22 protein-coding genes are annotated in these 21854 nt (G+C 60.3%); 4 read left to right on the top strand and 18 right to left on the bottom strand.

Annotated features, from left to right (window positions below; translation table 11 throughout):
• Window positions 1–3: 3 nt before the first annotated feature.
• Complete coding sequence (locus tag ACMWKK_RS18665) at window positions 4–762, top strand: M48 family metallopeptidase (protein WP_045329245.1); 759 nt, start codon at window positions 4–6, stop codon at window positions 760–762.
• Between the two features lie 210 nt (window positions 763–972).
• Complete coding sequence (locus ACMWKK_RS18660) at window positions 973–2241, top strand: OprD family outer membrane porin (protein ID WP_112780558.1); 1269 nt, start codon at window positions 973–975, stop codon at window positions 2239–2241.
• Window positions 2242–2353: 112 nt separating this feature from the next.
• Here the strand turns inward: ACMWKK_RS18660 and ACMWKK_RS18655 are convergent, their stop codons facing one another.
• The 14 genes from ACMWKK_RS18655 to ACMWKK_RS18590 form a co-directional block, all read right to left on the bottom strand.
• Window positions 2354–3994 (bottom strand): thiamine pyrophosphate-binding protein, encoded by a 1641-nt coding sequence (locus ACMWKK_RS18655; RefSeq protein WP_112780559.1) that lies wholly within the window; start codon window positions 3992–3994, stop codon window positions 2354–2356.
• A 13-nt stretch (window positions 3995–4007) separates the two neighbouring features.
• Complete coding sequence (locus ACMWKK_RS18650) at window positions 4008–5477, bottom strand: aldehyde dehydrogenase (RefSeq protein WP_112780560.1); 1470 nt, start codon at window positions 5475–5477, stop codon at window positions 4008–4010.
• A gap of 9 nt (window positions 5478–5486) precedes the next feature.
• Entirely contained in the window at window positions 5487–6257 is a 771-nt protein-coding gene (locus tag ACMWKK_RS18645; protein ID WP_112780561.1) for an aspartate dehydrogenase, read from the bottom strand.
• A 9-nt stretch (window positions 6258–6266) separates the two neighbouring features.
• Entirely contained in the window at window positions 6267–7061 is a 795-nt protein-coding gene (locus tag ACMWKK_RS18640; RefSeq protein ID WP_045329256.1) for an SDR family oxidoreductase, read from the bottom strand.
• Complete coding sequence (locus tag ACMWKK_RS18635; protein WP_112780562.1) at window positions 7045–7815, bottom strand: alpha/beta fold hydrolase; 771 nt, start codon at window positions 7813–7815, stop codon at window positions 7045–7047. Before ACMWKK_RS18635 ends, ACMWKK_RS18640 begins: the two co-directional genes overlap by 17 nt.
• Window positions 7816–7824: 9 nt before the next feature.
• Window positions 7825–8355: a cupin domain-containing protein gene (locus ACMWKK_RS18630; RefSeq protein ID WP_045329260.1), complete on the bottom strand. Its 531-nt coding sequence runs from the start codon at window positions 8353–8355 to the stop codon at window positions 7825–7827.
• Between the two features lie 10 nt (window positions 8356–8365).
• On the bottom strand, window positions 8366–9622 hold the full coding sequence (locus tag ACMWKK_RS18625; RefSeq protein WP_112780563.1) for an MFS transporter: 1257 nt from the start codon (window positions 9620–9622) through the stop codon (window positions 8366–8368).
• Between the two features lie 25 nt (window positions 9623–9647).
• The gene (locus ACMWKK_RS18620) at window positions 9648–10835 is read right to left on the bottom strand and encodes an NAD(P)/FAD-dependent oxidoreductase (RefSeq protein ID WP_112780564.1); all 1188 of its coding nucleotides are present in this window, start codon (window positions 10833–10835) and stop codon (window positions 9648–9650) included.
• Complete coding sequence (locus ACMWKK_RS18615; protein WP_112780565.1) at window positions 10832–11758, bottom strand: VOC family protein; 927 nt, start codon at window positions 11756–11758, stop codon at window positions 10832–10834. The genes ACMWKK_RS18620 and ACMWKK_RS18615 overlap by 4 nt, the downstream gene beginning before the upstream one ends.
• 78 nt (window positions 11759–11836) lie before the next feature.
• On the bottom strand, window positions 11837–12625 hold the full coding sequence (locus ACMWKK_RS18610; RefSeq protein WP_045329267.1) for an IclR family transcriptional regulator: 789 nt from the start codon (window positions 12623–12625) through the stop codon (window positions 11837–11839).
• 12 nt (window positions 12626–12637) lie between these two features.
• A complete protein-coding gene (locus ACMWKK_RS18605; RefSeq protein ID WP_112780566.1) occupies window positions 12638–13387 on the bottom strand; it encodes an SDR family oxidoreductase in 750 nt (249 codons plus the stop codon).
• Entirely contained in the window at window positions 13387–14409 is a 1023-nt protein-coding gene (locus tag ACMWKK_RS18600; RefSeq protein ID WP_112780567.1) for an aromatic ring-hydroxylating oxygenase subunit alpha, read from the bottom strand. Before ACMWKK_RS18600 ends, ACMWKK_RS18605 begins: the two co-directional genes overlap by 1 nt.
• 10 nt (window positions 14410–14419) lie before the next feature.
• The gene (locus ACMWKK_RS18595; protein WP_045329274.1) at window positions 14420–14728 is read right to left on the bottom strand and encodes a recombinase-like helix-turn-helix domain-containing protein; all 309 of its coding nucleotides are present in this window, start codon (window positions 14726–14728) and stop codon (window positions 14420–14422) included.
• Window positions 14725–15048: a Rieske (2Fe-2S) protein gene (locus ACMWKK_RS18590; protein WP_112780568.1), complete on the bottom strand. Its 324-nt coding sequence runs from the start codon at window positions 15046–15048 to the stop codon at window positions 14725–14727. The genes ACMWKK_RS18595 and ACMWKK_RS18590 overlap by 4 nt, the downstream gene beginning before the upstream one ends.
• Window positions 15049–15462: 414 nt before the next feature.
• On the opposite strand from ACMWKK_RS18590, the gene ACMWKK_RS18585 reads away from it, so the two are divergent.
• The gene (locus tag ACMWKK_RS18585; protein WP_112780569.1) at window positions 15463–16674 is read left to right on the top strand and encodes an MFS transporter; all 1212 of its coding nucleotides are present in this window, start codon (window positions 15463–15465) and stop codon (window positions 16672–16674) included.
• Between the two features lie 3 nt (window positions 16675–16677).
• On the opposite strand, the gene speB is transcribed toward ACMWKK_RS18585, so the two are convergent.
• The 4 genes from speB to ACMWKK_RS18565 all read right to left on the bottom strand — a co-directional run bounded on the left by speB (window position 16678) and on the right by ACMWKK_RS18565 (window position 20470).
• Window positions 16678–17598: an agmatinase gene (gene speB, locus ACMWKK_RS18580; protein WP_014071686.1), complete on the bottom strand. Its 921-nt coding sequence runs from the start codon at window positions 17596–17598 to the stop codon at window positions 16678–16680.
• A 230-nt stretch (window positions 17599–17828) separates the two neighbouring features.
• Window positions 17829–19805, bottom strand: coding sequence for a biosynthetic arginine decarboxylase (gene speA / locus ACMWKK_RS18575; RefSeq protein ID WP_008499744.1), 1977 nt, complete (start codon window positions 19803–19805; stop codon window positions 17829–17831).
• A gap of 8 nt (window positions 19806–19813) precedes the next feature.
• Window positions 19814–19945 carry an acid stress response protein YqgB gene (yqgB, locus tag ACMWKK_RS18570; RefSeq protein ID WP_127312443.1) on the bottom strand — a complete coding sequence of 44 codons (132 nt, stop codon included), beginning with the start codon at window positions 19943–19945 and terminating at the stop codon, window positions 19814–19816.
• A gap of 306 nt (window positions 19946–20251) precedes the next feature.
• Window positions 20252–20470: a hypothetical protein gene (locus tag ACMWKK_RS18565; protein WP_139156891.1), complete on the bottom strand. Its 219-nt coding sequence runs from the start codon at window positions 20468–20470 to the stop codon at window positions 20252–20254.
• 138 nt (window positions 20471–20608) lie between these two features.
• Between ACMWKK_RS18565 and metK the strand changes: the two genes are divergently transcribed.
• Window positions 20609–21763, top strand: a complete 1155-nt coding sequence (gene metK / locus ACMWKK_RS18560; protein ID WP_008499745.1) for a methionine adenosyltransferase — start codon at window positions 20609–20611, stop codon at window positions 21761–21763.
• Window positions 21764–21854 lie beyond the last annotated feature (91 nt).

Genomic DNA, 21854 nt, shown 5'->3' with positions numbered 1-21854 from the left:
CTCATGAAAATGCGTGCAATAGTGCTGGCCCTGGGTACAACGCTCCTGCTGAGCGGCTGTCAGAATATGGATTCTAACGGTCTGATGACGTCTGGCGCAGAAGCCTTTCAGGCCTACTCCCTGAGCGACGCGCAGGTGAAAGCGCTGAGCGACCAGGCCTGTAAAGATATGGACGGAAAAGCCACGCTTGCGCCGGCTGACAGCACCTACACGCAGCGTCTGAATAAGATTGCTTCCGCGCTGGGCGATAACATCAACGGCCAGCCGGTGAACTACAAGGTGTACGTGGCGAAAGACGTGAACGCCTTCGCGATGGCGAACGGCTGTATTCGCGTCTACAGCGGGCTGATGGACATGATGACCGACAACGAAGTGGAGGCGGTCATCGGCCATGAAATGGGCCACGTTGCCCTGGGCCACGTGAAGAAAGGGATGCAGGTTGCGCTGGGCACCAATGCCATCCGCGCAGCGGCTGCCTCGGCGGGCGGTATCGTGGGCAGCCTGTCGCAGTCACAGCTTGGCGACGTGGGCGAAAAGCTGGTTAACTCCCAGTTCTCCCAGCGTCAGGAGTCCGAGGCGGATGACTACTCCTACGATCTGTTGCGCAAACGCGGCATTAATCCATCCGGTTTAGCCACCAGCTTCGAAAAGCTGGCCAAGCTGGAAGCGGGACGCCAAAGCTCCATGTTTGACGATCACCCGGCCTCGGAAGAACGCGCACAGCATATTCGCGACCGTATGGCCGCAGACGGAATTAAATAATTTTACCGGGAGGCATATTTGCCTCCCTTTTATTTCGCATGAATTGCTAATTTAAAAGCACGTATCGGTAACTCGCCAGCAAGCCCCGCCACATCTGCATTTAGCCCCTGAAATGTCTGGTCACATATTTATTGCAATCGTTAATATTTACGGTAATTATCAACCACGCAATCATTCAAATTAATATATCCTGACAGAGACGTTCCCTCCGTGAAAAAAGAATTATCATTAATTGCCTTAAGCTTATTTACCGCATTACCTGCTGCTGCAAGCCAGCAATCCGACAGACAGGGTTTTATTAACGACAGCCATCTGGATCTGTTCTTACGCAATGCGTATATCAGCCGCGACTACCATCAGGGCCAGCAGGACAAAGCCGAGTGGGGTCAGGGGATTATCGCCACGTTTGCATCCGGCTATACCGAAGGGCTGGTGGGCTTTGGCGTGGACGGTATTGCTCAATATGGCGTACGCCTGGACGGCGGCCGTGGCAAAAGCGGCGCGGGCGGCATCGACTTCTTTAAACAGGAAGAGGATGGCCGGGCAAAATCCGATCTGGCAAAGTTTGGCGCAACCGCCAAAATGCGCATCTCGAATACCGTACTGAGCTACGGGAACCAGCGTCCTGAGCTGCCGATCGTGAATGCCGACAGCTCCCGCCTGCTGTTTGAAAGCTACACCGGCACTATGTTGACCTCAAAAGAGATCGACGGTCTGGAAATCAACGCGGGTTATTTCACCGACGAGCAGCGCAAAAGCGACGATCGCCACGACAGCGGGCTGAAGAGCCTCTCCTTCGGCGGCGCGAGCTACCAGTTCAACGACCAGTTCAGCGGCGCGCTGTACGCCTCGCATAACGAAGAGGTGATGAACAAGCAGTACCTGGGCATGAACTTCAAACAGCCTTTCAGCACCGGGCAACAGCTGGTACTCGACTTCAACGGCTATAACTCTCGCCTGGACCAGGGTTACGCTGACAGCCTCAACACGGGCCGCAGCAACACCATCTGGAGCCTGGCGGCGAGCTACATCTGGGACATTCACACGTTTAAAGTGGCCTATCAGCAGAGCAGCGGCAGCACCGGCTATAACTACGGCGGCTATCGCGACAAGGGTGGCGTGGGTGACGGCGGTAACACCATCTGGCTGGCAAACTCCTACTGGTCTGATTTTAACGGTGAGGATGAACGTTCCTGGCAGGCATCCTACGGTCTGGACTTTGGCGGCCTTGGCCTGCCCGGCCTGAGCTGGACCATCGCCTACGTGCGCGGCGACAATATCAAAACCTCTGAAACCAGCAACGGCAAAGAGCACGAGTGGTTTAACCAGATCCAGTACCAGGTGCAGGATGGCCCGGCGAAAGATCTGAAGCTGAAACTGCGCTACTCCGTCCTGCGCGTCTCCCGCAACGCCAGCGAGTACAACGTGGGCGGGGATGAGATCCGCGCCTATGTGGAATACCCGTTCAACGTGTTCTGATGAAACAGGCCGGGTGGCGGCTTCGCCTGACCCGGCCTACGGTTTTCGCCCTCTCACTGAAGAGCATTAACATTCGTAGGCCCGGTAAGCGCAGCGCCACCGGGCACAACGGCTAGTAAAGCGTCTTCTGCGGCGGTCCGGCGAACTTCAGCGCGCCAATCTGCCCCATCCGCACTTCCACCACCGACGGCCCCGGCATTGCCAGCGCTTCGGTCATCACGGCATCAAAATCCTCCGCCCGCTCAACGCTCCAGGCCTGGAGGCCTATCGCCTGCGCCAGCAGCGTAAAGTCCGGCGTGTGCAGTTCGTTAAAATACTGACGACCGCCGAAATACTTATCCTGTATACCGCGCATCACGCCGTAGCCGCCGTCGTTCATGATCAGCAGCGTCACGTTGGCTTTTTCCTGCGCCAGCGTCGCCAGCTCGCCCAGGTTCAGGCTCAGGCCGCCGTCGCCCACCAGCCCCACGACCTTACGCTGCGGGTTGGCAATTGCGGTGCCGATCGCCATCGGCAGACCCATGCCAATCGCTCCCGCCAGAGAGTGAATGTTCATCAGCGGGCCGTTGGCGCGAAAAAGGCGGCTGCCCCACAGGCTGCCGGACACGGTGATATCGCGTACCAGCAGGCCATCATTCGGCAGCGCCTTTTCAATCGCATCGTTAAGCTTCGCATACGCCCCGCACTGTTCGCGCAGCCCCTGCTCGGCTTGCTCAACCGCCTGCTGAACCTGCGCATCCCACTGGGCGCTGCCCCACTCGCGCCCCTGCGTTTTTTCAGCCAGCGCGGTCAGCAGCGCGGAACAGTCGGCAATGAGCGTACCGTCCATCAGATAGTTACGGCTTGCCGCCGCCGGATCGATATCAATCTGCACGCGCGGGTGCGGCAGTTCGAGCGTCCAGGAGCGGGTTTCGTTGCTGCGCAGGCGCGAGCCCGCGACCAGCGTGAAGTCGCATTGTGCGATAAGCGCTTCAACGGACGGCGAGTTGTGGAACGCCCGCAGGCTGGCGCGATGAGCGTCCGGCAGCACGCCGCGCGCGTGGGTGCTGGAAATCACCGTCACGCCCGCGTCCGCCAGCCGTTTCACCGCCTCAGCGCTTGCCAGCGCCCCGCCGCCGACCCAAAGCAGCGGCTGTTTCGCCTGCTTCAGCTGCGCCCACAGCGCGTCGACAGCGCCAGCATCAGCGGGTGAAGCCGCAGGCGCTTTCACCGCCGCCGTCACCAGCGATGCCGGAATTTTTGCCCCCTGAATATCAATCGGGATCTCGACCGACACCGGGCCACACGGCGGCGTCTGCGCCTCCTGTATCGCCTTGTGCAAAATCGCGATCGCCTGATTCGCGTTGCTGATGCGGTACGCCCGCTTTGAGCTGGCCTTGAGGAAGGTCAGCTGGTCGCGGGTTTCATGAATAAACCCGGTGTCGGCGTCCAGCCACGCCTTTTCAACCTGGCCGGTCAGGTGCAGCAGCGGCGTGCAGGCGTTCATTGCCTCAATCAGCGCGCCGACGGCGTTACCCGCGCCCGCGCCGGTGCTGGTCAGCGCCACGCCGAGACCCGAAAATCGCCCGTGCGCGTCGGCCATGGTGACGGACCCCGCTTCGCCGCGTGCGGGCACAAAGCGAATGTTGCCGCGCTGCCCAACCGCATCCGCGATCGGCAAATTGTGGATGGAGATGACGCCGTAGATGGCTTCAACCTGATACTGCTCCAGCGTTCTGGCGATGGCGTCGCCGACGGTTATCATTTCGCTCATTGCTCACCCTTTCTCAGTCGCACCAGTGGTTGACGCTATTACCCGTCGCCAGATAAATGCTCTTTTGCTGCATCCAGGCTTTTAATCCCTGAATGCCCTTTTCGCGGCCCAGACCGCTCTCCTTAAAGCCCCCGAACGGGGTCGAAATCGCAAACACTTTATAGGTGTTGATCCACACCGTGCCCGCTTCCAGCTGCTCGCTCAGGCGCAGCGCGCGCCCGGTATCGCGCGTCCAGATGCCCGCCGCCAGCCCGTATACCGAGTCGTTGGCCTCGCGGATAAGCGCCGCCTCGTCGCTGAACGGCATCGCCACCAGCACCGGGCCGAAGATCTCCTCCTGGCAGGCGCGCGCGGCGTTGCTCAGCCCTTCGATAATCGTCGGCAGAAAGAAGCTGCCGTTCGTCAGAGACGGATCGGCCGGGATCTCCCCGCCGCACAGCACGCGGCCCCCTTCGCGTTTTGCCAGCGCAACGTACTCCATGACGCTCTGGCGGTGTTTTTCGTTAATCAGCGGACCAACGTGGACACCCTCGGTAAACGGATGCCCAACGCGCAGGCCGCGGGTGAGTTCCAGCAGCCGCGCCATCAGCGGCGCGTAAAGGCTCTGGTGGATGAACAGACGCGATCCGGCGATGCACGCCTGCCCCGCCGAGCTGAAAATGCCATAGCAAATGCCCCGCGCGGCCTGCTCGACGTCCGCATCCTCCAGCACGATAGTCGGGGATTTCCCGCCTAGCTCGAGCGATGCCGGGATCAGCTTTTCCGCCGCCACGTGTGCCAGATGGCGACCGGTAGTGGTGCCGCCGGTAAAGGAAATTTTCCGCACGCGAGGGTGGCGCGCCAGCGCGTCGCCAATCACCGAACCTTTGCCCGGCAGCACGCTCAGCAGCCCGGCGGGCAGGCCTGCCTGCTCAAAAATGCGCGCCAGCTCCAGCGCCATCAGCGGCGTCGCTTCGGCGGGTTTGAGGATCACCGCGTTTCCCGCCGCGATGGCCGGAGCAACCTTCTGCATTTCGCTGGCAATCGGCGAGTTCCACGGCGTGATGGCGGCCACCACGCCGAGCGGCTCGTAGCGGCTCAGCGTCAGCAAATCAGCCTGACGCGGGGTCGGAAGTTCCCCTTCCAGCAGTTCGCAGGCGGCGGCGAAATAGCGGGCCGTGCCCGCCGCGCTCATCACCAGCCCGCGCGCTTCCGCCAGCGGCTTGCCGTTATCGCGGCTCTGCATCTGCGCCAGCGCGTCAACGCGGGATTCAATCAGATCGGCAACCTTATGCAGGATCTTTGCGCGCATGTGCGGCAGCGCGCTGCGCCAGGCCGGATCGCGCCACGCCCGCTCTCCGGCTTCGATTGCGTCATGCAGATCGTCGAGGCTTGCCGCATTCAGCGTCGCAGCGATCGATCCGTCTGCCGGGAAGTGGCTCTGCATCGGGTTGCCGCCTCCGCGTCGCCAGTGACCGCCAATAAAAATCTTCAGATCGTCCATCGTCACTCCTCAGCGCAGGGCCAGCTCGCGGCAGGCGCGTACCGCGCTGAGTGCCGCAAGGGTGGAGGTTTTAGGGTTAGACGCCAGCGGCAGCCCGCTCAGCTCAAGATGAAATTCGCCAAACAGGCCCTCGACGTGCAGCGTGTGGGTATTCCGCGTTGTGGCCGGATCGACCATCAGCTGCACGCGGGTGTCGTCCATTCCGACGCCGCCGAGCGCCACGGTCGCCGCCACGTTGGCGTTGGCCGGGAAGAGTCGCGCCGCCTCGCGGGCGCTGCCCTCAAAGAAGACCTTTGCTTCCGACACCGCATTGAGATCGATAAGCTGCTCGGCGTAGCTGCCGCGCCAGCTGGCCGGGCTTTTGCGCGACTGATAGGTGACGCGCTCAAGCCCGCCCTCCTTTGCCGCCGCCAGCCCGTCGATGCCCGCCACCGCGCCGGAGAGCAGCGTCAGCTTTCCGCCCGCATTCAGCAGGCGCGCTTCCAGTTCGCTGTCCGCCAGCGCGCCGGTTGAGATTACCGCCAGGTGCCAGCCGCGGCGGAGAATCGCTTCGCCATACTCGGCGACCGCCTGCTGGCTGGCGCACTCCAGCACCAGGTCCGGCGATTCGGGGCAGTCCATCGGCGAGGCCAGCGCAACCGTCTCGTTGCCAAACTGCTGCCTAATCGCCGCATGGTGTGGCTCGCGCGCCACGATCCAACCGATAGCCACCCCCGCGGGCAGGCGCTCAATCACCGCCTGCGCCATTGCGCCAAAACCAATTAACATGACCTTTTTCATGATGCGTCCTTACAGATGGCGGCAGAAGCCGCCGGAAACGTCCAGCGCGGCGCCGGTGGTAAACGAGGCCAGCGGCGAGGCGAGAAACAGCAGCGCCTGCGCGGGCTCATGCGGCTTGCCGAGGCGCGCCATTGGAATGCCGCGCCTGAGCGCGATATCCGCCGTCCACTCCAGCCAGCTCTGGCTTTTATCCGCCCGGTTTTCAAAGCGGCGCTGCCACTGCCCGGATTCCACCATGCCGAGCAGAATGGAATTGACGCGAATGCCTTTGCCCACCAGCTCTTTTGAGAGCGTCAGCGTCATGTTGAGCAGCGCGGCGCGGGCGGCAGACGTGGCAATCATGTGCTCCTCCGGCTGGAGCGCCAGCAGGGAGTTCACGCAGGTAATCGAGGCAATATCGGACTGCTCCAGCTGCGGCTGAAACGCCTGCACCGGGTTGATGACGCCGAACAGCTTAAGCTCGGCCTCGTGCAGCCACGCCTCGCGCGGGGTGTCGCTGAAGTGGGCCACGTAGCCCTGCCCGGCGTTGTTGATCAGCATGTCCGCCGCGCCGAAGCGGGATTTCACCGCCTCCGCGAAGGCGTGCACTTCTTCGGCCTTCAGCACGTCGCAGCGGTAAGAGAAAATGTCCCCGTCGGGGTATTCGTTTTGTAGCGCCGCGTGGGCGCTGGCGAGCCGGTCAGGGTTACGGCCGCAGAAGGCGACCTTTGCGCCTTCGCCGAGCAGCAGGCGCAGCGTTTCGAAGCCAATGCCCGAAGACCCGCCGGTGACAACCGCCACGCGCCCGTCAATTTGTGCATTCATCGCGCACCTCTTCTTTAATGCGTAAAAGCCGTTGGTTAAAAAACGCGTCGTTATCAAGATAGCTGGCGTGCCCGGCCAGGGGGATCGCGGTAAACGGCATGCCGTAGCGCAGCGCCAGCCCCTGAACCAGCTCCGGCTGGGTAATGGCGTCCTGCTCGCCGCACCACACCTCAAACGCGCCGGAATAACGCTTTAGCCAGCCGTGAATATCGTCGTGCGCCAGCATCCACGCGGCGGCCAGGTAGCCCTCCGCCCGCAGGCTGCGCATGCCCGCCGCGACGGTGGCAATGTCCTCCGCGCGCGCGCCGGGGCGCAGCAGCTTCGCCGCGCGGGTCTGGGCAAGAATTTCACCGCCCAGCGCCATCTGCTGCTCGCGGCTGCGCCAGACCTGCTCGCGCTGCTCCGGCGCGGCCTGGCCGTAGCCCTGCGCGGCATCCGCCAGCACCAGGTGCAGCACGCGCGCCGGGAACTTCGCCGCAAAAGCCGAGGCCACCAGCGCCCCCAGCGAATGGCCCACCAGCACCGTCTGCCAGACGCCCGCGCGGTCGAGCATCGCTGCCAGCGCGTCGGCGTAGTCGCCCGCGCTGGCGCGCGCCACCGCCAGCATCGGGCTTTCGCCGTAACCGGGCATGTCCCACGCCAGCACGCGAAAGCCGCTCAGCGCCATCTGCTTATGCCAGGAAGCCGCGCCGGAGCTGATGCCGTGGAGCAGCATCAGCGGGATGCCGCTTCCCTGTTCACGAAAGCCCGTCATCACGCCCCCTTAGTTCCGCTTCACTTTTGACAGCGGGTGATCGGCCGGATAGGTCGGGATTTCCGGCTTGTTGGTTCCCAGCATCACGCACATCAGCGCCTCTTCTTCGCCGTGGTTAAACAGCCCGCGATAGATGCCCGCCGGAACGGAGATCAGGTCCCGCTCGCGCAGCACGGTTTCGGTGTAGCTGTCGCCATCCTGGATCATCAGCGTGATCTGCCCTTTCAGCATGAAGAACACCTCTTCCACGTCGTCGTGCAGGTGCAGCGGCCCTTCGCACTTCGACGGCAGCACCATGGTAGAGAAGGTAAAATGTTCCGCCTGGACGGTGTTGGTGTCGCTCGCCACGCCCGTCGCGCCGGTGCCGATGTAGCGCATCTGCGCCCGGCGGTATTTCGGGTCGAAGTCGGCCTGGAACTTCAGCGCGTTCCAGTCGTATTTACGGCCTTCGAAGCGCGCAATGCGCGACTCGACCCACTCTTCCATCGTCAGGTGGTCAGGCTTGATGCCTGATGTGTTGGTTACGGTTGAATCAGTCATGACACTCTCCTCAGTAACGTCTCAGCAGCGGCAGTAACAGGACGCAGCCCACCGCCGCCATCACCGCCAGAAAAATAAGCCCGGAATCCATGCTGTGGGTGAAGGCAATCAGCGCCCCCATCACCGCAGGCGACAGCGCCCCCGCAAAGTTTCCCAGCCCGTTGAAAATACCGCCCGCCGTGGCGCTCACCCGCGGGTGGGTCGCTTTCGCCAGCAGGGCGAAAATGTTGGGTGCGCCGGTGCCCCACATAAAGGTGCTGAAGCTCATCGCCGCGATGATGGCGAGCGGCGTATCGAGATGCATCACCACCGCCAGCCCGACGGCCGCCCCAGCCATAGAGATAAAGCAGGCCGCCGCGCGCTTATCGACCCGGTCCGAAAGCCAGGCGCCAATCACTTCCCCCGCCAGCATGGCGATAAACGGCATCGACGACAGCCAGCCCGCGTGCTCAAGATGAATGCCTTTGCCTTTGATCAGGTAGCCCGGCAGCCAGCCGTTGATGCCCCACAGGTAGGTGAGAAAGGCGATGTTGAAAACGCAGATGATCCAGAAGTGCGGGCTCACAAACAGCTCGCGCCGCGCCGCGCGCCGCTCTTCCTGAGACGCCTGGGTGCTGGTCGGTTTCGCCTCCAGGCGAATACCGCGCAGGCCAATGCGCACGAAGATCAGCACCGGAACGGTCAGCATCGCCATTACAAAGAAGGTGCTCTGCCAGCCGAAGGTGTTAAGCAGCCACAGCGAGAGCGGGAAGCCGATCGCCGCGCCCACCGGCGTGCCGAGCAGCCAGAGCATGGTGGCGCGCGCCTGCAGGTGCTGCGGGAAGTTGTGCCGGACTATGGCGAAGGCCAGCGGGAACAGCGGCCCTTCCGCCACGCCGAGCAGGATGCGCAGGACGATCATCAGCGTGTAGTTATGGGTGAAGCCCATCGCGACCATCAGCACGCACCACACCGCCATCATGCCGGTGAGCAGGCGCAGCGGGGGGATTTTGTCTCCCAGGCCGCTTAAAAAGACCGACGAGAAACCGTAGCTCAGCAGGAACGCGCTCATCAGAATGCCGAGGCGCGTGGTGTCAAAATCGATGCCCATCGCCTGCTGGAAATGGCCGTCAGAGAACAGCGCCGCAATGCTGATTTTGTCGAAAAACGCCAGCAGCACGCAGGCCAGCAGCGACAGCGGGATCGCCCAGCGAACCGCCTTTTCGGGCGTACGGATGCCCTCGCCGCTCGCCTGTTCCGGCGCGGCGTTGGTGTCTAATGTGGTCATGTCTCCCCCTACGGGCGCGCGTTTGCTATCGCAGTGACATCAGTGAAAAGGCCGGGTCGGCGAGCGGCACGTCGGACAGATCCCGCCCGGCCGCCATCCAGCGCTTCGCCAGCTTGACGGTGCGTGCGTCGTTAAACGCCACCAGCTGCGTCAGGCGTCCGTTCTCGTCCAGTGAGAAAAAGAGCGCGCCGTCGCGGACGAGGGTTTTACTTCCCGCCTGCGGAATGCCGAGGATCTGAATGTTGTGCTGGTATTGATCCGACCACAGCCACGGCGCTTCGTCGTAGCCGGGCGCGTCCGCATTAAGCATCGCTTTCGCCGTTGCCACCGACTGGTTCTGGGCAAAGGCCCAGGACTGAATGCACAGGCCGTAGCGGTGGTGCTGCGCCACGTCGCCCGCGGCGAAGATCGACGGATCGGACGTACGGCCCTGCGCGTCAACCACGATCCCGCGATCGGTTTTCAGCCCGGCCTCGCGCGCCAGCTCCAGGTTGAGATCGACGCCGATCCCGACGACAACCGCATCGAACGTTTCCCGCCTGCCGTCGCAGTGAATGACCGGCAGACCGTTACTATCCTCCAGCTCCAGCGCGCCGCAGCCGGTGCGGATGTCGACGCCCTGCTCGCGGTGGATTGTCTCCAGCCGCTGTGACACGTCGGCGCTCACCGAGCGCATGCACAGCGCGGGCTGCTGCTCGAACAGCGTGACCGCCACGCCGCTTTTGCGCGCGGAGGCGGCAATCTCCAGGCCGATCCAGCCGCCGCCGACAATCGCCAGCGTTGCGCTCTCGGCCAAACGCCCCTTCAGGCGCTGCGCGTCCTGCCAGTGTCGCAGGGTGTACACCTGCGGATGATTCATCCACGCCTCGCCCGGCAGGCGCGCCCGCCCACCGGTCGCGATTAAAAGTATGTTGTAACTAAGACGCTCGCCGCTGCTCAAAAACACCGTTTTGCCGTCGCGATCGATCTGCTCCGCGCGCAGCGGGCGATACCACGTCAGGTGCAGCGCCTGCTGCGCCTCCTCTGAAAACAGGCGCGGCAGGGCGGCATTGGCGTCCAGCAGAGAGGCTTTCGACAGCGGCGGGCGTTCGTAAAAATCCCACTCTTCTTCCGCAACTACGCAAATCTCGCCGTTGAAGCCCTCGTCGCGCAGGGTTTTCGCCGCCCAGCCGCCCGCCTGGCCGCCGCCGATAATGACAATGCGCGAGGTCATACCGCCTCCGGCTTTTTCTGCTGGCGGCGGGTGTCGTGATCAATCCCGCCTTCCACGGCCCATTCGGTAAAGGAGACCAGAGAGTGCTCCAGCTCGCGCGGCTGCCAGTTCTCGGTCAGGTAGTCATCGTTGGTGTAATACTCAAACGCGCCGCCGGTCGGGCTGTTGACGTACCAGAAGTACGCCGACGACACCGGATGGCGGCCCGGCCCGATAAAGGTGCTCCAGTCGTTTTTATTCATCGCGATGCCGCCGCCGATCACCTCGTGGATGTCTCGCACGGTAAAAGCGACGTGGTTCAGGCCGCGCCTGCGGTTCGGCAGCTGTAACAGGAACAGGTTGTGGTGGCCGCCGCGCGGGCCGCAGCGCAGAAATACGGCGCGGTTGATGTAGCGATCGGAAACCTGGAAACCGAGCACCTCCCGGTAGAATGTCTCCACCGCCGCCAGTTCTTCGACGAAGAACACCACGTGGCCGACGTTGATCGGCTGGGCGCGATCGTAAACCGGGCTGGGCGTGTCGATACGGCGCATGTCGCCCCACTGGTTGATCGGCTCAACGTTCAGCTCGACGTCGGTCTGCTGGCTGACCTGCACGCGCAGCGTCATGCCGTTCGGGTCAAGGCACTCCAGCACGTCGCCCACGTCGCGAAAGCCGGGCTGCTGCGCGAGTTTCGGGCGCAGCGCGTCCAGCTCCTCCGTTGTGCCCACGCCCCAGGTCATGCGCCGCAGGGTGTTGCCTGCTTCAAACGCGGGCGGCAGCTCAGGGCTGTCGAGCGGGTTAAGCTCCACGCGCGCGCCGCTCAGGGTGGTAAAACGCTGGCCGCTGGCATCGCCCGTCAGGCCAAAATCACGCATAAATTTGGCGCAGTGCGTCAGGTCATCGACGCCAAATTCCAGCTTTTCAATTCCGGTTACACTCATCGTTCGTTGCCTCATCTGGCCCAAATTGGGCGTAAAACATGCCCGACGCAGCCAAGCGTCTGGCGTTAACTCGCTGATTTAACTGGCCTGTGACAGGTATCCTAAGAAGCCAGAAATTTTATCCGCCGCGAGGCGAACCTCGTTTTGCAGACGCTCGCGGTCGGCCTGCGGGATCTCCTCCGAGGGCACCAGGATGCTGACCACCGCCGCGACGCGGCCGCTTCGGTCAAATACCGGATAGACGATGGAGGAGATGCCGTGGCGGAAGAAGGATTCGCCAATCACGTACCCGCGGGCTTTATCCTGCTGCACCATCTGCCACAGGGCCTCGCGGTCGTGAATCTGACCCGGCGTGTTGCCCGGCAGGCGCTCGTGCGGGAACAGCCGTTCAAAATCGGCGCGGGAAATATCGGTCAACAGCATGCGGCCAAGCGAGGTGCAGTGCACCGGCAGGCGGGTACCGATGCTGACCTGATTAATGCGCGACCCGGCGGCGCTGACGCGGGCGATGTAGATAATGTCTCGCCCGTCGCGGATCGCCAGATGGCTGCTGCACTGGCTCACGTCGCGCAGCTGCTCAATCACCGGCTGGCCGACCTGCGCCACGTCCAGCGAGGCGATGTACTCAAAGCCGAGGCGCAGCACGTTCATGCCCAGCGAGAAGGTGTTGGTGCGCGCGTTGCGCTCCAGAAACCCCATGAACTCCAGGGTCTGCACCACGCGGTAGGCGGTGGCTTTTGGCATATCCACCAGCCGGTGCAGCTCGGCAAAGGTCAGTTCGCGATGCTGCTCGCCGAAGGCTAACAGCAGCTGCAGGCCGCGCTCCAGCCCCGGCACCAGATACTTCACTTCCCGATCGTTTGCCATCGTCGCCCTACCTTAGTTAAAGACAAAACCGCCGTTGACCGGAATCAGCTGTCCGGTGATGAACCGCGACAGATCGCTGAGCAGCCACACCACGCTGCCGGTGACATCTTCCGGCTGCTGCGCGCCCGCTAATGCGCGACCGTTTTCGTAAAGCTGATGCCGCTCGGCCGGGACATATTCGGTTGCCTCGACGCGGGTTAATCCCGGGGCGATGGCGTTGATACGAATGCGTTTTTCGCCCAGCTCGCGCGCCATCGAGCGGGTCATGGCAATCACCGCGCCCTTGCTGGCGACGTAGGCCATCAGGCGCGGTGCGCCCCACAGCGCGGTGTCGGACGCCACGTTCACAATCCCCGCCCCGTAGCGCAGCAGCGGAACGGCCGCGCGCGTCACCAGCCAGGTGCCTTTGACGTTTACGCGCATGACCCGATCCCACAGCTCCGGATCGTAATCGAGCATGTTTTTGCCGCCGACGCCGGTGGCCATCGCCGCGTTGTTGACCAGCCCGTCAATCTGCCCCTGCTCGCCGATGGCGCTGAACGCATGTCCAATGGAATGCGGATCGGCCAGATCGATAGCGTGGGATTCGATCGCGTAACCCTGCTCGCGCAGCCCGTGCGCGCTTTCAGCCAGCTCCCCTTCGAGGATGTCGCACATCACCACCGCCGCGCCCTGCTCCGCGCAGGCTTTGGCAAAGTGGTAGCCCAGACCGCGCGCGGCGCCGGTCACCACGATGCGCTTTCCGTTCAGCAGCCCGTTCATCAGGCGGCTCCCTGCTGTTCTTCACGCAATGCCAGCTGCTCTTTCGCCGCCTTTTGCATCATGCGGCGCAGGCGTGAGAGGCCGACATCGTGCTGGTACAGGTATTCATGCTCGCGCGCGTTCGGGGCCAGGCTTTCCAGCACCACGCGGTCCTGCTCCAGCACTTCCCAGTGCAGTTTTTCCAGGCGGTTGCGGTACATAAAGCGCCACATATCGCGCTGCCAGCCCTGCACGCGGCGGATGCGCCAGAAGAAGACGCGGCAGCTGTCGTTATCTTCCGGGACCACCATGCCGACGATAAAGAAGTGGCCGCCCGGCCCGAAGCGTTTCTTATAGGGAATAGAGAGGCGCATCCAGCAGGTGCCGCTATTACCCAGCTCAACCCAGTCGAAGTTGACGCCGCTCTGCCCTTTTTTCTCAAAGATAAAGCCGGTTTGGGTCGGCTGAAGCACCATGTCTGCCTTGCGATCCCCTTCCGCCATCGAGTGCGACGACGAATGCAGATATGTGCCGTGCATCGGGTCCATCACGTTTTCCAGCGCGTACTGGTAGTTGCATTTCCACGCAGCGGTGCAGAGAAAGTTGCTGAAATTTTCGGCATCGGCGAGCTCGTCCGGGAAAGTCAGCGCGTCCGGCTGCTGGTCAGCGGTGACGCCAAACCACAGGAAAATCGCGCCGTGCGCCTCCTGCACGTGATAGCTGCGCACGCACTGCTGGCCGACCAGCGGACATTTGTCCACGGCGGGCACGTCTTTCACCTCGCCGTTGCCCGCCACTTCCACGCCGTGATACCAGCAGGCGATGCGGTCGCCAAGGTTCCAGCCCATCGACAGGCGCGCGCCGCGGTGCGGACAGCGGTCTTCCAGCGCCTGCACCTGGCCGTCCTTATTGCGCCAGACCACAATCTGCTCGCCCAGACGGGTAATGCCCACAGGAGCAGACTGCACTTCCCAGCTCGCCAGTACCGGATACCAGAGGCCGCGCAGGCCTTTATCGAGATAGTTTTGTACGGTAGTCGTCATCGCGTTGTCCTCAGTAGCCGTTTACCTGTAAGAAAGCCCGGAAGCTGGCGTCGCTCCACGGCTCCCCCTGCTGGTCATGCATGCGCACCGCGTTTAGGCCGTTAACCAGCTCCGGCAGCGTTTCAACGCCCTGCTCAAAGAGTTCTTCCAGCGTGGCAATGAGATTTACCTCCCAGCTTTCCGGCACGCGGCTGCGGGTTTGCCAGATCAGGTTCTGGTACTCACCCGGCTTATGAATGGCACCGTTACCGCCCTCGGCTGGCGGGGTAAACTGGCGGCTTTCCGGCAGCGCCGGGTTGTAGTTCAGGGTGTCACTCATTCCACGGTCTCCTCGACGAAGGTAATCTGAATTTGATTTTCAAAGACCCGAACCGGGTAGCGGTTGAGGTTGCGGCCGCCCGGGCCGTGGAGGCACTGGCCGGTTTTGACGTCAAACACCGCCTCATGCAGCGGGCACTCTACTTTGCCATCTTCCACAAAGCCCTGGCTCAGCAGCGCATAGGCATGAGGGCATACGTCTTCCAGCGCGTAATATTCGCCGTCAATCAGGTAAACGCCGATCTCCTTACCGTCGACGTTGCCGCTAAAAGGGAAATCTTCCTGTACTTGTTCTGCGTCACATACGCCTATCCAGCTCATCACGATCCTCCAGGCTTTTGTTTCATATATGAAACTCTGTTTCTTATTTAATACGGTCAATATAAAAGCGATGAATGTTTCGTCAAGCGACAATGTGACGAATTTGTTAATTGATGGACAATTAATTAACTAAGTGTGCAAAGGATCACGAAAAAATGCAGCGATATGAAATTTTCATTATTGCAGCGTGAATGAATACGTTTTATCGATGGTTATAAATTTAAAGAAAGAGATATTGACTTCTTTTCTTTTTCTTCCTTAAAAATAAAAGAGTTGCAGAGCATCGCGTTTCACCCGTGAAACTCACTTTTATTTTATGTTTAATAAACAATGAGTTTCACAGGCGAACCATTTTAGCCCCGTGACAATCACTCAGATAAAAATATAAATAACCGCACGCACAAGGCAGGATTTATGACGGCAAGATGGCAAGGCACAATTGCACTGTTATTACTCATTATTATTTCCTACGTCGATCGGGTAAATATCTCGATAATGATTTTAAATCCGGAATTTGCCGAACATTTTCAGCTAAATGAAAACAGAATGTTACAGGGAATGCTGATGACCTGCTTTCTGCTGGGTTATGGTTTTTCGGCTTTATTATTAACACCAGTTATTGAAAGCAAGCTCCATTATCGGCAGGGATTATTAAGCAGCATTGCGGTTTGGGCCGTGGTCTGCGCAGTTTCTCCGCTGCTGGGCTCGCTGATGGGGATGCTTATCGCCCGCGTGATTTTGGGTATTGCCGAAGGGCCGCTCTTTTCGATGAAAACGCGCTTTATCAGCGAGAACTTTCGCGCAGAGGAGATCGGCAAGCCCAATGCCGTGACCGCCCTGGGCGTTTCCCTCGGGCTGGCGGTGGGTTTTCCGCTGGTCACCTGGCTGATGGCCCATCTCGGCTGGGCCGGCTCGTTCTATGCGCTGGCGGCAGGCAATCTGCTGCTGGGCGGCGGGTTAATCTGGCGTTTTCTGCCCGCGCCAGAAAATCCGATACGGCTAAAAAAACCCGGGCTTATGCAGATCTTCATGCTTGCATGGCAAACGCCGCTACTGGGCTGGATCCTGCTGGTTGAAATCGCCACGCTGAGCTATCTGTGGGGCAGCAGCGCGTGGTTGCCCGCATGGCTGCGCGACGAGCATCACTTCTCGCTGCAGGCCACGGGAATGCTTGCGGCCATTCCCTTCCTTCTGAGCCTGGGGTCTAAGTTCCTCGGCGGCGTACTGCTCGACAAAATGCGCCCGGAGCAGGCACCGGTGCTGTTTGTGGTGGGCGGAGCGTTGACGGCGCTGTCCGTAGTTGCGCTGATGCTCAGCCATCAGCCCGCATGGCTGGCGCTGTTTATGCTGTCCGCCAACATGTTCTGGGGACTGCAGGGTGCCGCGATACCCGCGGTGCTACAGCACCACGCCGCGCGGGAAGCGGTAGGTAGCGCATACGGCATCATTAATGGGATTGGGAATATTTGCGCGGCGTTTATTCCGCTGCTGATGGGGATAGTGATGAAATCGGCAGGGTCGGTGAGTTCAGGTTTTTCGGTGCTGATCGTGTCGCAGGGAATTACCCTGCTGGCGGGCGGAATATTGCTGCTGCGCATGCATCGCGCAGCAGCACTCAGCGCGTAGGGCTTATTCGCCTTTTTTGGCTGCCTGAATGTAGAGCATTTCCAGTGCCAGGGTCGCTGCGGCCAGCGCAGTGATCTCGGACTGGTCATAGGCAGGCGCCACTTCCACCACGTCCATACCGACAATGTTCAGGTCTTTGAGGCCGCGCACCAGCTTGATGGCGCGGTCTGAGGTCAGGCCGCCGATCACCGGCGTACCGGTGCCAGGCGCAAAGGCCGGATCCAGGCAGTCGATGTCGAAGGTCAGATAGACAGGCATATCGCCGACGATCTGCTTCACCTGCGCGATGATGTCGTCCACGCCGCGATCGTTCACCTGGCCCGCGTCCAGCACGGTGAAGCCGTTGTCTTTGTCGAACTCGGTGCGAATGCCGATCTGCACGGAATGGTTCGGATCGATCAGGCCTTCGTTCGGCGCGGTGAAGAACATGGTGCCGTGGTCAAATTCGCAGCCGTTCGCGTAGGTGTCGGTGTGCGCATCGAAGTGTACCAGCGCCATTTTACCGAAGTGCTTCGCGTGGGCGCGCAGCAGCGGCAGGGTCACGAAGTGGTCACCGCCGAAGGAGAGCATGCGCTTACCGGCAGCCAGCAGCTTCTCGGCGTGCGCCTGCAGCTTCTCGCTCATCTCGCGCGCGTCGCCAAAGGCGTACACCAGGTCACCGCAGTCCACCACGTTCAGGCGCTCGCGCATGTCGAAGTTCCACGGGAAGCGGTTGTGCTCCCACGCCAGGTTAGTGGAGACCTGACGGATCGCCGCCGGGCCATGACGACCGCCCGCGCGGCCTGACGTTGCCATGTCGAACGGCACGCCGGTGATCACCCAGTCAGCGTCGCTGTCGTACGGCTGGAAGTTCATCGGAAGGCGTAAAAAACCAAACGCGTTAGATACCAGAGAGTTATCGTACTGATGACCTAAAGTGCTCATGTCCTGACCTCTTTTAAAGTCGATACATTAAAAACAGATGAAAAAAAATCCCCTCCGCGTCGTTAAACCCGACGAGGAAGGGATTGATTCGTAAATCGCTAATTGGGGCGAATTATCGCCGGTAATGCATGCGGGTTCAAGTGAGTATAGCATTCTGCCGGATGACGGCTTCGCCTTATCCGGCCTACATTCGTAGGCCCGGTAAGCGCAGCGCCATCGGGCATCAGCGGTTACTCGTCTTCCAGGTAGGTGTACCCGTACAGACCCGCTTCAAACTCTTCCAGGAACTGCTGCTGCAGCGCATCGTCCAGACCGGTGTTTTTCACCTGATCGCGGAACTGCGTGAGCAGGGTTTTCGGATCAAGCTGAACGTATTCCAGCATGTCCGCCACGGTGTCACCTTCGTCGGACAGCTCAACTTCCACGCTGCCGTCAGGGAAGACAAACACGTCCACCGCTTCGGTATCGCCGAACAGGTTGTGCATGTTGCCGAGGATCTCCTGATACGCCCCAACCATAAAGAAGCCCAGCATCGGCGGGTTCTCAGGGTCGTACTCCGGCATTGGCATCGTCGTGGCGATACCGTCGCCATCAACGTAGTGGTCGATTGCGCCGTCGGAGTCACAGGTGATGTCCAGCAGCACCGCGCGGCGTTCCGGAGCGTGGTTCAGCCCTTCAAGCGGCAGAACCGGGAACAGCTGGTCAATACCCCAGGCATCCGGCATCGACTGGAACAGCGAGAAGTTGACGTAGATCTTATCCGCCATACGCTCCTGCAGCTCGTCAATAATCGGACGGTGCGCGCGGTTGCTCGGGTCGAGCTGCTTCTGCACTTCGTGGCACATGTTCAGATAGAGCTGCTCCGCCCACGCGCGCTCCTGCAGGCTGAAGGTGCCTGAGGAATAACCGACGTGGATGTCATGCAGATCCATCTGGCTGTCGTGCAGCCATTCGCGCAGGGAGCGGCGCGTGCCCGGCTCGTGCATCTCCTGCCAGGTTTCCCACATGCTCTGCAGGGAACGCGGGGCATCGTCTGCCGGAGGCGTCGCTTCGGTGGTTTCGCTGCGCTCAACGCCGATGATATTAGAGACCAGCACCGTATGGTGCGCGGTCACCGCGCGACCGGATTCGGTGATCACCGTCGGGTGCGGCAGGCCGTTCTCTTCACAGGCATCGCCAATCGCCCAGATGATGTTGTTGGCGTATTCGTTCAGGCCGTAGTTCACCGAGCAGTCAGACTGCGAGCGGGTCCCTTCGTAGTCCACGCCCAGGCCGCCGCCCACGTCGAAGCACTGAATATTCACGCCGAGCTTGTGCAGCTCAACGTAAAAACGGGCGGATTCACGCACGCCGGTGGCGATATCGCGAATGTTGGCCATCTGCGAGCCGAGGTGGAAGTGCAGCAGCTGAATGCTGTCCAGACGACCGCGCTCGCGCAGAATTTCCACCAGTTGCAGCACCTGGTTTGCCGCAAGGCCAAACTTGGATTTTTCGCCGCCGGAGGACTGCCATTTACCGGAACCCTGGGACGCCAGGCGCGCACGCACGCCGAGGCGCGGCACCACGTTCAGACGTTCAGCCTCTTCCAGCACGATGGCGATTTCAGTCATCTTTTCGATAACCAGATAGACCTTGTGGCCCATCTTCTCGCCAATCAGCGCCAGACGAATGTATTCACGGTCTTTATAGCCGTTACAAACGATCACCGAGCGGGTCATCCCCGCATGGGCCAGAACCGCCATCAGCTCCGCCTTGGAGCCCGCTTCCAGCCCCAGCGGCTCGCCGGAGTGGATCAGGGATTCAATCACGCGGCGGTGCTGGTTCACCTTGATCGGGTAAACCAGGAAGTAGTCGCCTTTATAGCCGTAAGATTCACGCGCGCGCTTGAACGCGGCGTTAATCGAACGCAGGCGATGTTGCAGGATCTGCGGGAAGCAGAACAGTGCAGGCAAACGCTGGCCCTGAGCTTCACGGGCTTTCACCAGCTTAGCAAGGTCCACGCGCGCTTCAGGGACGTCCGGATCCGGGCAGACGCTGATGTGGCCCAGTTCGTTGACGTCGTAGTAGTTATTGCCCCACCAGGCAATATTGTAAGTGCGCAGCATCTTGCTGGCTTCCTCGGAGCTCATCGCAACCTCCTGCATAGAACGTAGTACACCCTGTTCGCCCGCTGACGAAGGCGAAAAAGAAGACATGTCGTCAGACATAGCGAACCTCAACTCTTTGTATTAAGTGTAAAACAGTTGACTACTATCGCAGCGTTATACGGCGATAACAACCCATAAACGGCTCCGTTTCCCAGCAGAGTATGCTGAAATCCAGACCGTGCGACCGGTTTCTTATTCATATCATTGTAAAACACGTATCCGAACTCTGTATGACAAGGTTCGGCGAAACCACGAGAAAACTCTTGTATTAACAAGAGCGCCCTTGTTCAGTTTTCACAAAGCGTGACCGGCCCTGGAATCCTGAGAAGCGCCGAGATGGGTATAACATCGGCAGGTTTGCAGACTAGAAATGCGGGTTGCGGGAATCAAATGCGCGCCAGAACGGCAGCGCTGAATTAGCGGAAAACGATGGTTCATTATCTCGTATCACCTCCACGGCCGCCTCTGCTGAAACGGACCCCAAGCCAAAGCTAAAAGTTCACTGCTCAACCCGGCTGGAAGTGGCGACACGATGAGTTCATCGAGCGCTTTTTTTGTATGAGCCGCGCGCCGCGTTTTATACCGAGAAGGCCGCTAAAAAGCAAAATAAAAATGCGCATGTTGGCAGCAGCGTCAGGAAATATTTCCAGCGGTGTTTTCAACTCAGTGAGAGGTAAGTCAAAAAAAACTGGAAATCGGGCGAAGAAGTGACCTAAAATAGCCATCCAGATGTTAATCCATCTATACTGATTAACACTCATACTGCCAGTGTCAAAAACCTGCAGGCCTTGGTAGAATTATCTCCTTTGGCTAATCCACACAGCAGCTTGAGCTAACCAAATTCCTCTTAGGTGAAATAAAACATGGCAAAACACCTGTTTACGTCCGAGTCCGTATCAGAAGGACATCCTGATAAAATTGCTGACCAAATCTCCGATGCGGTGCTGGATGCGATCCTAGCGCAGGATCCAAAAGCGCGCGTCGCGTGTGAAACCTATGTCAAAACCGGCATGGTTCTGGTTGGCGGTGAGATCACCACCAGCGCATGGGTTGATATCGAAGAGATCACCCGCAACACGGTGCGTGAGATCGGCTATGTGCATTCTGATATGGGCTTTGATGCCAACTCCTGCGCGGTACTGAGCGCGATTGGCAAACAGTCTCCAGACATCAACCAGGGCGTTGACCGTGCCGATCCGCTGGAACAGGGCGCGGGCGACCAGGGCCTGATGTTCGGCTATGCAACCAACGAAACCGACGTGCTGATGCCAGCCCCTGTCACCTACGCACACCGTCTGGTGCAGCGTCAGGCAGAAGTGCGTAAAAACGGCACCCTGCCGTGGCTGCGTCCGGATGCGAAAAGCCAGGTCACCTTCCAGTACGACGACGGTAAAATCGTCGGGATTGACGCGGTGGTTCTGTCTACCCAGCACGCTGAAGATATCGATCAGAAATCCCTGCAGGAAGCGGTGATGGAAGAGATCATCAAGCCGGTGCTGCCGACCGAATGGCTGAGCTCTGCGACCAAATTCTTCATCAACCCAACCGGACGCTTCGTTATCGGCGGCCCAATGGGTGACTGCGGCCTGACCGGTCGTAAAATCATCGTGGATACCTACGGCGGCATGGCGCGTCACGGCGGCGGTGCGTTCTCTGGTAAAGATCCGTCTAAAGTTGACCGATCTGCGGCGTACGCGGCACGTTATGTAGCGAAAAACATCGTTGCTGCCGGCCTGGCTGACCGCTGTGAGATCCAGGTTTCCTACGCTATCGGCGTGGCTGAGCCAACCTCCATCATGGTTGAAACCTTCGGTACCGAGAAAGTGCCTTCAGAACAGCTGACGCTGCTGGTGCGCGAGTTCTTCGACCTGCGTCCGTACGGCCTGATTCAGATGCTGGATCTGCTGCACCCAATCTACAAAGAAACCGCGGCATACGGTCACTTTGGTCGTGAACATTTCCCATGGGAAAAAACCGACAAAGCGGCGCTGCTGCGTGAAGCTGCCGGTCTGAAATAATCGACTGACACGCGCGTTAAAAAAGCCAGCCTTTGTGCTGGCTTTTTTTATGTTTGAAACCGCTTACACCATGCCGAATATATCCCGCTTT

Origin of the sequence: Enterobacter sp. 01-M-03-SI-ECC, assembly GCF_047530215.1 — a bacterium.
Lineage (GTDB): Bacteria > Pseudomonadota > Gammaproteobacteria > Enterobacterales > Enterobacteriaceae > Enterobacter > Enterobacter chengduensis.
Note: the sequence above shows the minus strand (reverse complement) of the source record. Positions and strands in the feature narration are given on the sequence as shown.

Excerpts from the sequence above, each read along its gene's own strand:
- ACMWKK_RS18665 (WP_045329245.1), top strand. The coding sequence starts at position 4 with ATGAAAATGCGTGCAATAGTGCTGGCCCTGGGTACAACGCTCCTGCTG.
- ACMWKK_RS18655 (WP_112780559.1), bottom strand. The coding sequence starts at position 3,994 with ATGAGCGAAATGATAACCGTCGGCGACGCCATCGCCAGAACGCTGGAG.
- ACMWKK_RS18650 (WP_112780560.1), bottom strand. The coding sequence starts at position 5,477 with ATGGACGATCTGAAGATTTTTATTGGCGGTCACTGGCGACGCGGAGGC.
- ACMWKK_RS18645 (WP_112780561.1), bottom strand. The coding sequence starts at position 6,257 with ATGAAAAAGGTCATGTTAATTGGTTTTGGCGCAATGGCGCAGGCGGTG.
- ACMWKK_RS18640 (WP_045329256.1), bottom strand. The coding sequence starts at position 7,061 with ATGAATGCACAAATTGACGGGCGCGTGGCGGTTGTCACCGGCGGGTCT.
- ACMWKK_RS18635 (WP_112780562.1), bottom strand. The coding sequence starts at position 7,815 with ATGACGGGCTTTCGTGAACAGGGAAGCGGCATCCCGCTGATGCTGCTC.
- ACMWKK_RS18630 (WP_045329260.1), bottom strand. The coding sequence starts at position 8,355 with ATGACTGATTCAACCGTAACCAACACATCAGGCATCAAGCCTGACCAC.
- ACMWKK_RS18625 (WP_112780563.1), bottom strand. The coding sequence starts at position 9,622 with ATGACCACATTAGACACCAACGCCGCGCCGGAACAGGCGAGCGGCGAG.
- ACMWKK_RS18620 (WP_112780564.1), bottom strand. The coding sequence starts at position 10,835 with ATGACCTCGCGCATTGTCATTATCGGCGGCGGCCAGGCGGGCGGCTGG.
- ACMWKK_RS18615 (WP_112780565.1), bottom strand. The coding sequence starts at position 11,758 with ATGAGTGTAACCGGAATTGAAAAGCTGGAATTTGGCGTCGATGACCTG.
- ACMWKK_RS18610 (WP_045329267.1), bottom strand. The coding sequence starts at position 12,625 with ATGGCAAACGATCGGGAAGTGAAGTATCTGGTGCCGGGGCTGGAGCGC.
- ACMWKK_RS18605 (WP_112780566.1), bottom strand. The coding sequence starts at position 13,387 with ATGAACGGGCTGCTGAACGGAAAGCGCATCGTGGTGACCGGCGCCGCG.
- ACMWKK_RS18600 (WP_112780567.1), bottom strand. The coding sequence starts at position 14,409 with ATGACGACTACCGTACAAAACTATCTCGATAAAGGCCTGCGCGGCCTC.
- ACMWKK_RS18595 (WP_045329274.1), bottom strand. The coding sequence starts at position 14,728 with ATGAGTGACACCCTGAACTACAACCCGGCGCTGCCGGAAAGCCGCCAG.
- ACMWKK_RS18590 (WP_112780568.1), bottom strand. The coding sequence starts at position 15,048 with ATGAGCTGGATAGGCGTATGTGACGCAGAACAAGTACAGGAAGATTTC.
- ACMWKK_RS18585 (WP_112780569.1), top strand. The coding sequence starts at position 15,463 with ATGACGGCAAGATGGCAAGGCACAATTGCACTGTTATTACTCATTATT.
- speB (WP_014071686.1), bottom strand. The coding sequence starts at position 17,598 with ATGAGCACTTTAGGTCATCAGTACGATAACTCTCTGGTATCTAACGCG.
- speA (WP_008499744.1), bottom strand. The coding sequence starts at position 19,805 with ATGTCTGACGACATGTCTTCTTTTTCGCCTTCGTCAGCGGGCGAACAG.
- yqgB (WP_127312443.1), bottom strand. The coding sequence starts at position 19,945 with ATGAATAAGAAACCGGTCGCACGGTCTGGATTTCAGCATACTCTGCTG.
- ACMWKK_RS18565 (WP_139156891.1), bottom strand. The coding sequence starts at position 20,470 with ATGGCTATTTTAGGTCACTTCTTCGCCCGATTTCCAGTTTTTTTTGAC.
- metK (WP_008499745.1), top strand. The coding sequence starts at position 20,609 with ATGGCAAAACACCTGTTTACGTCCGAGTCCGTATCAGAAGGACATCCT.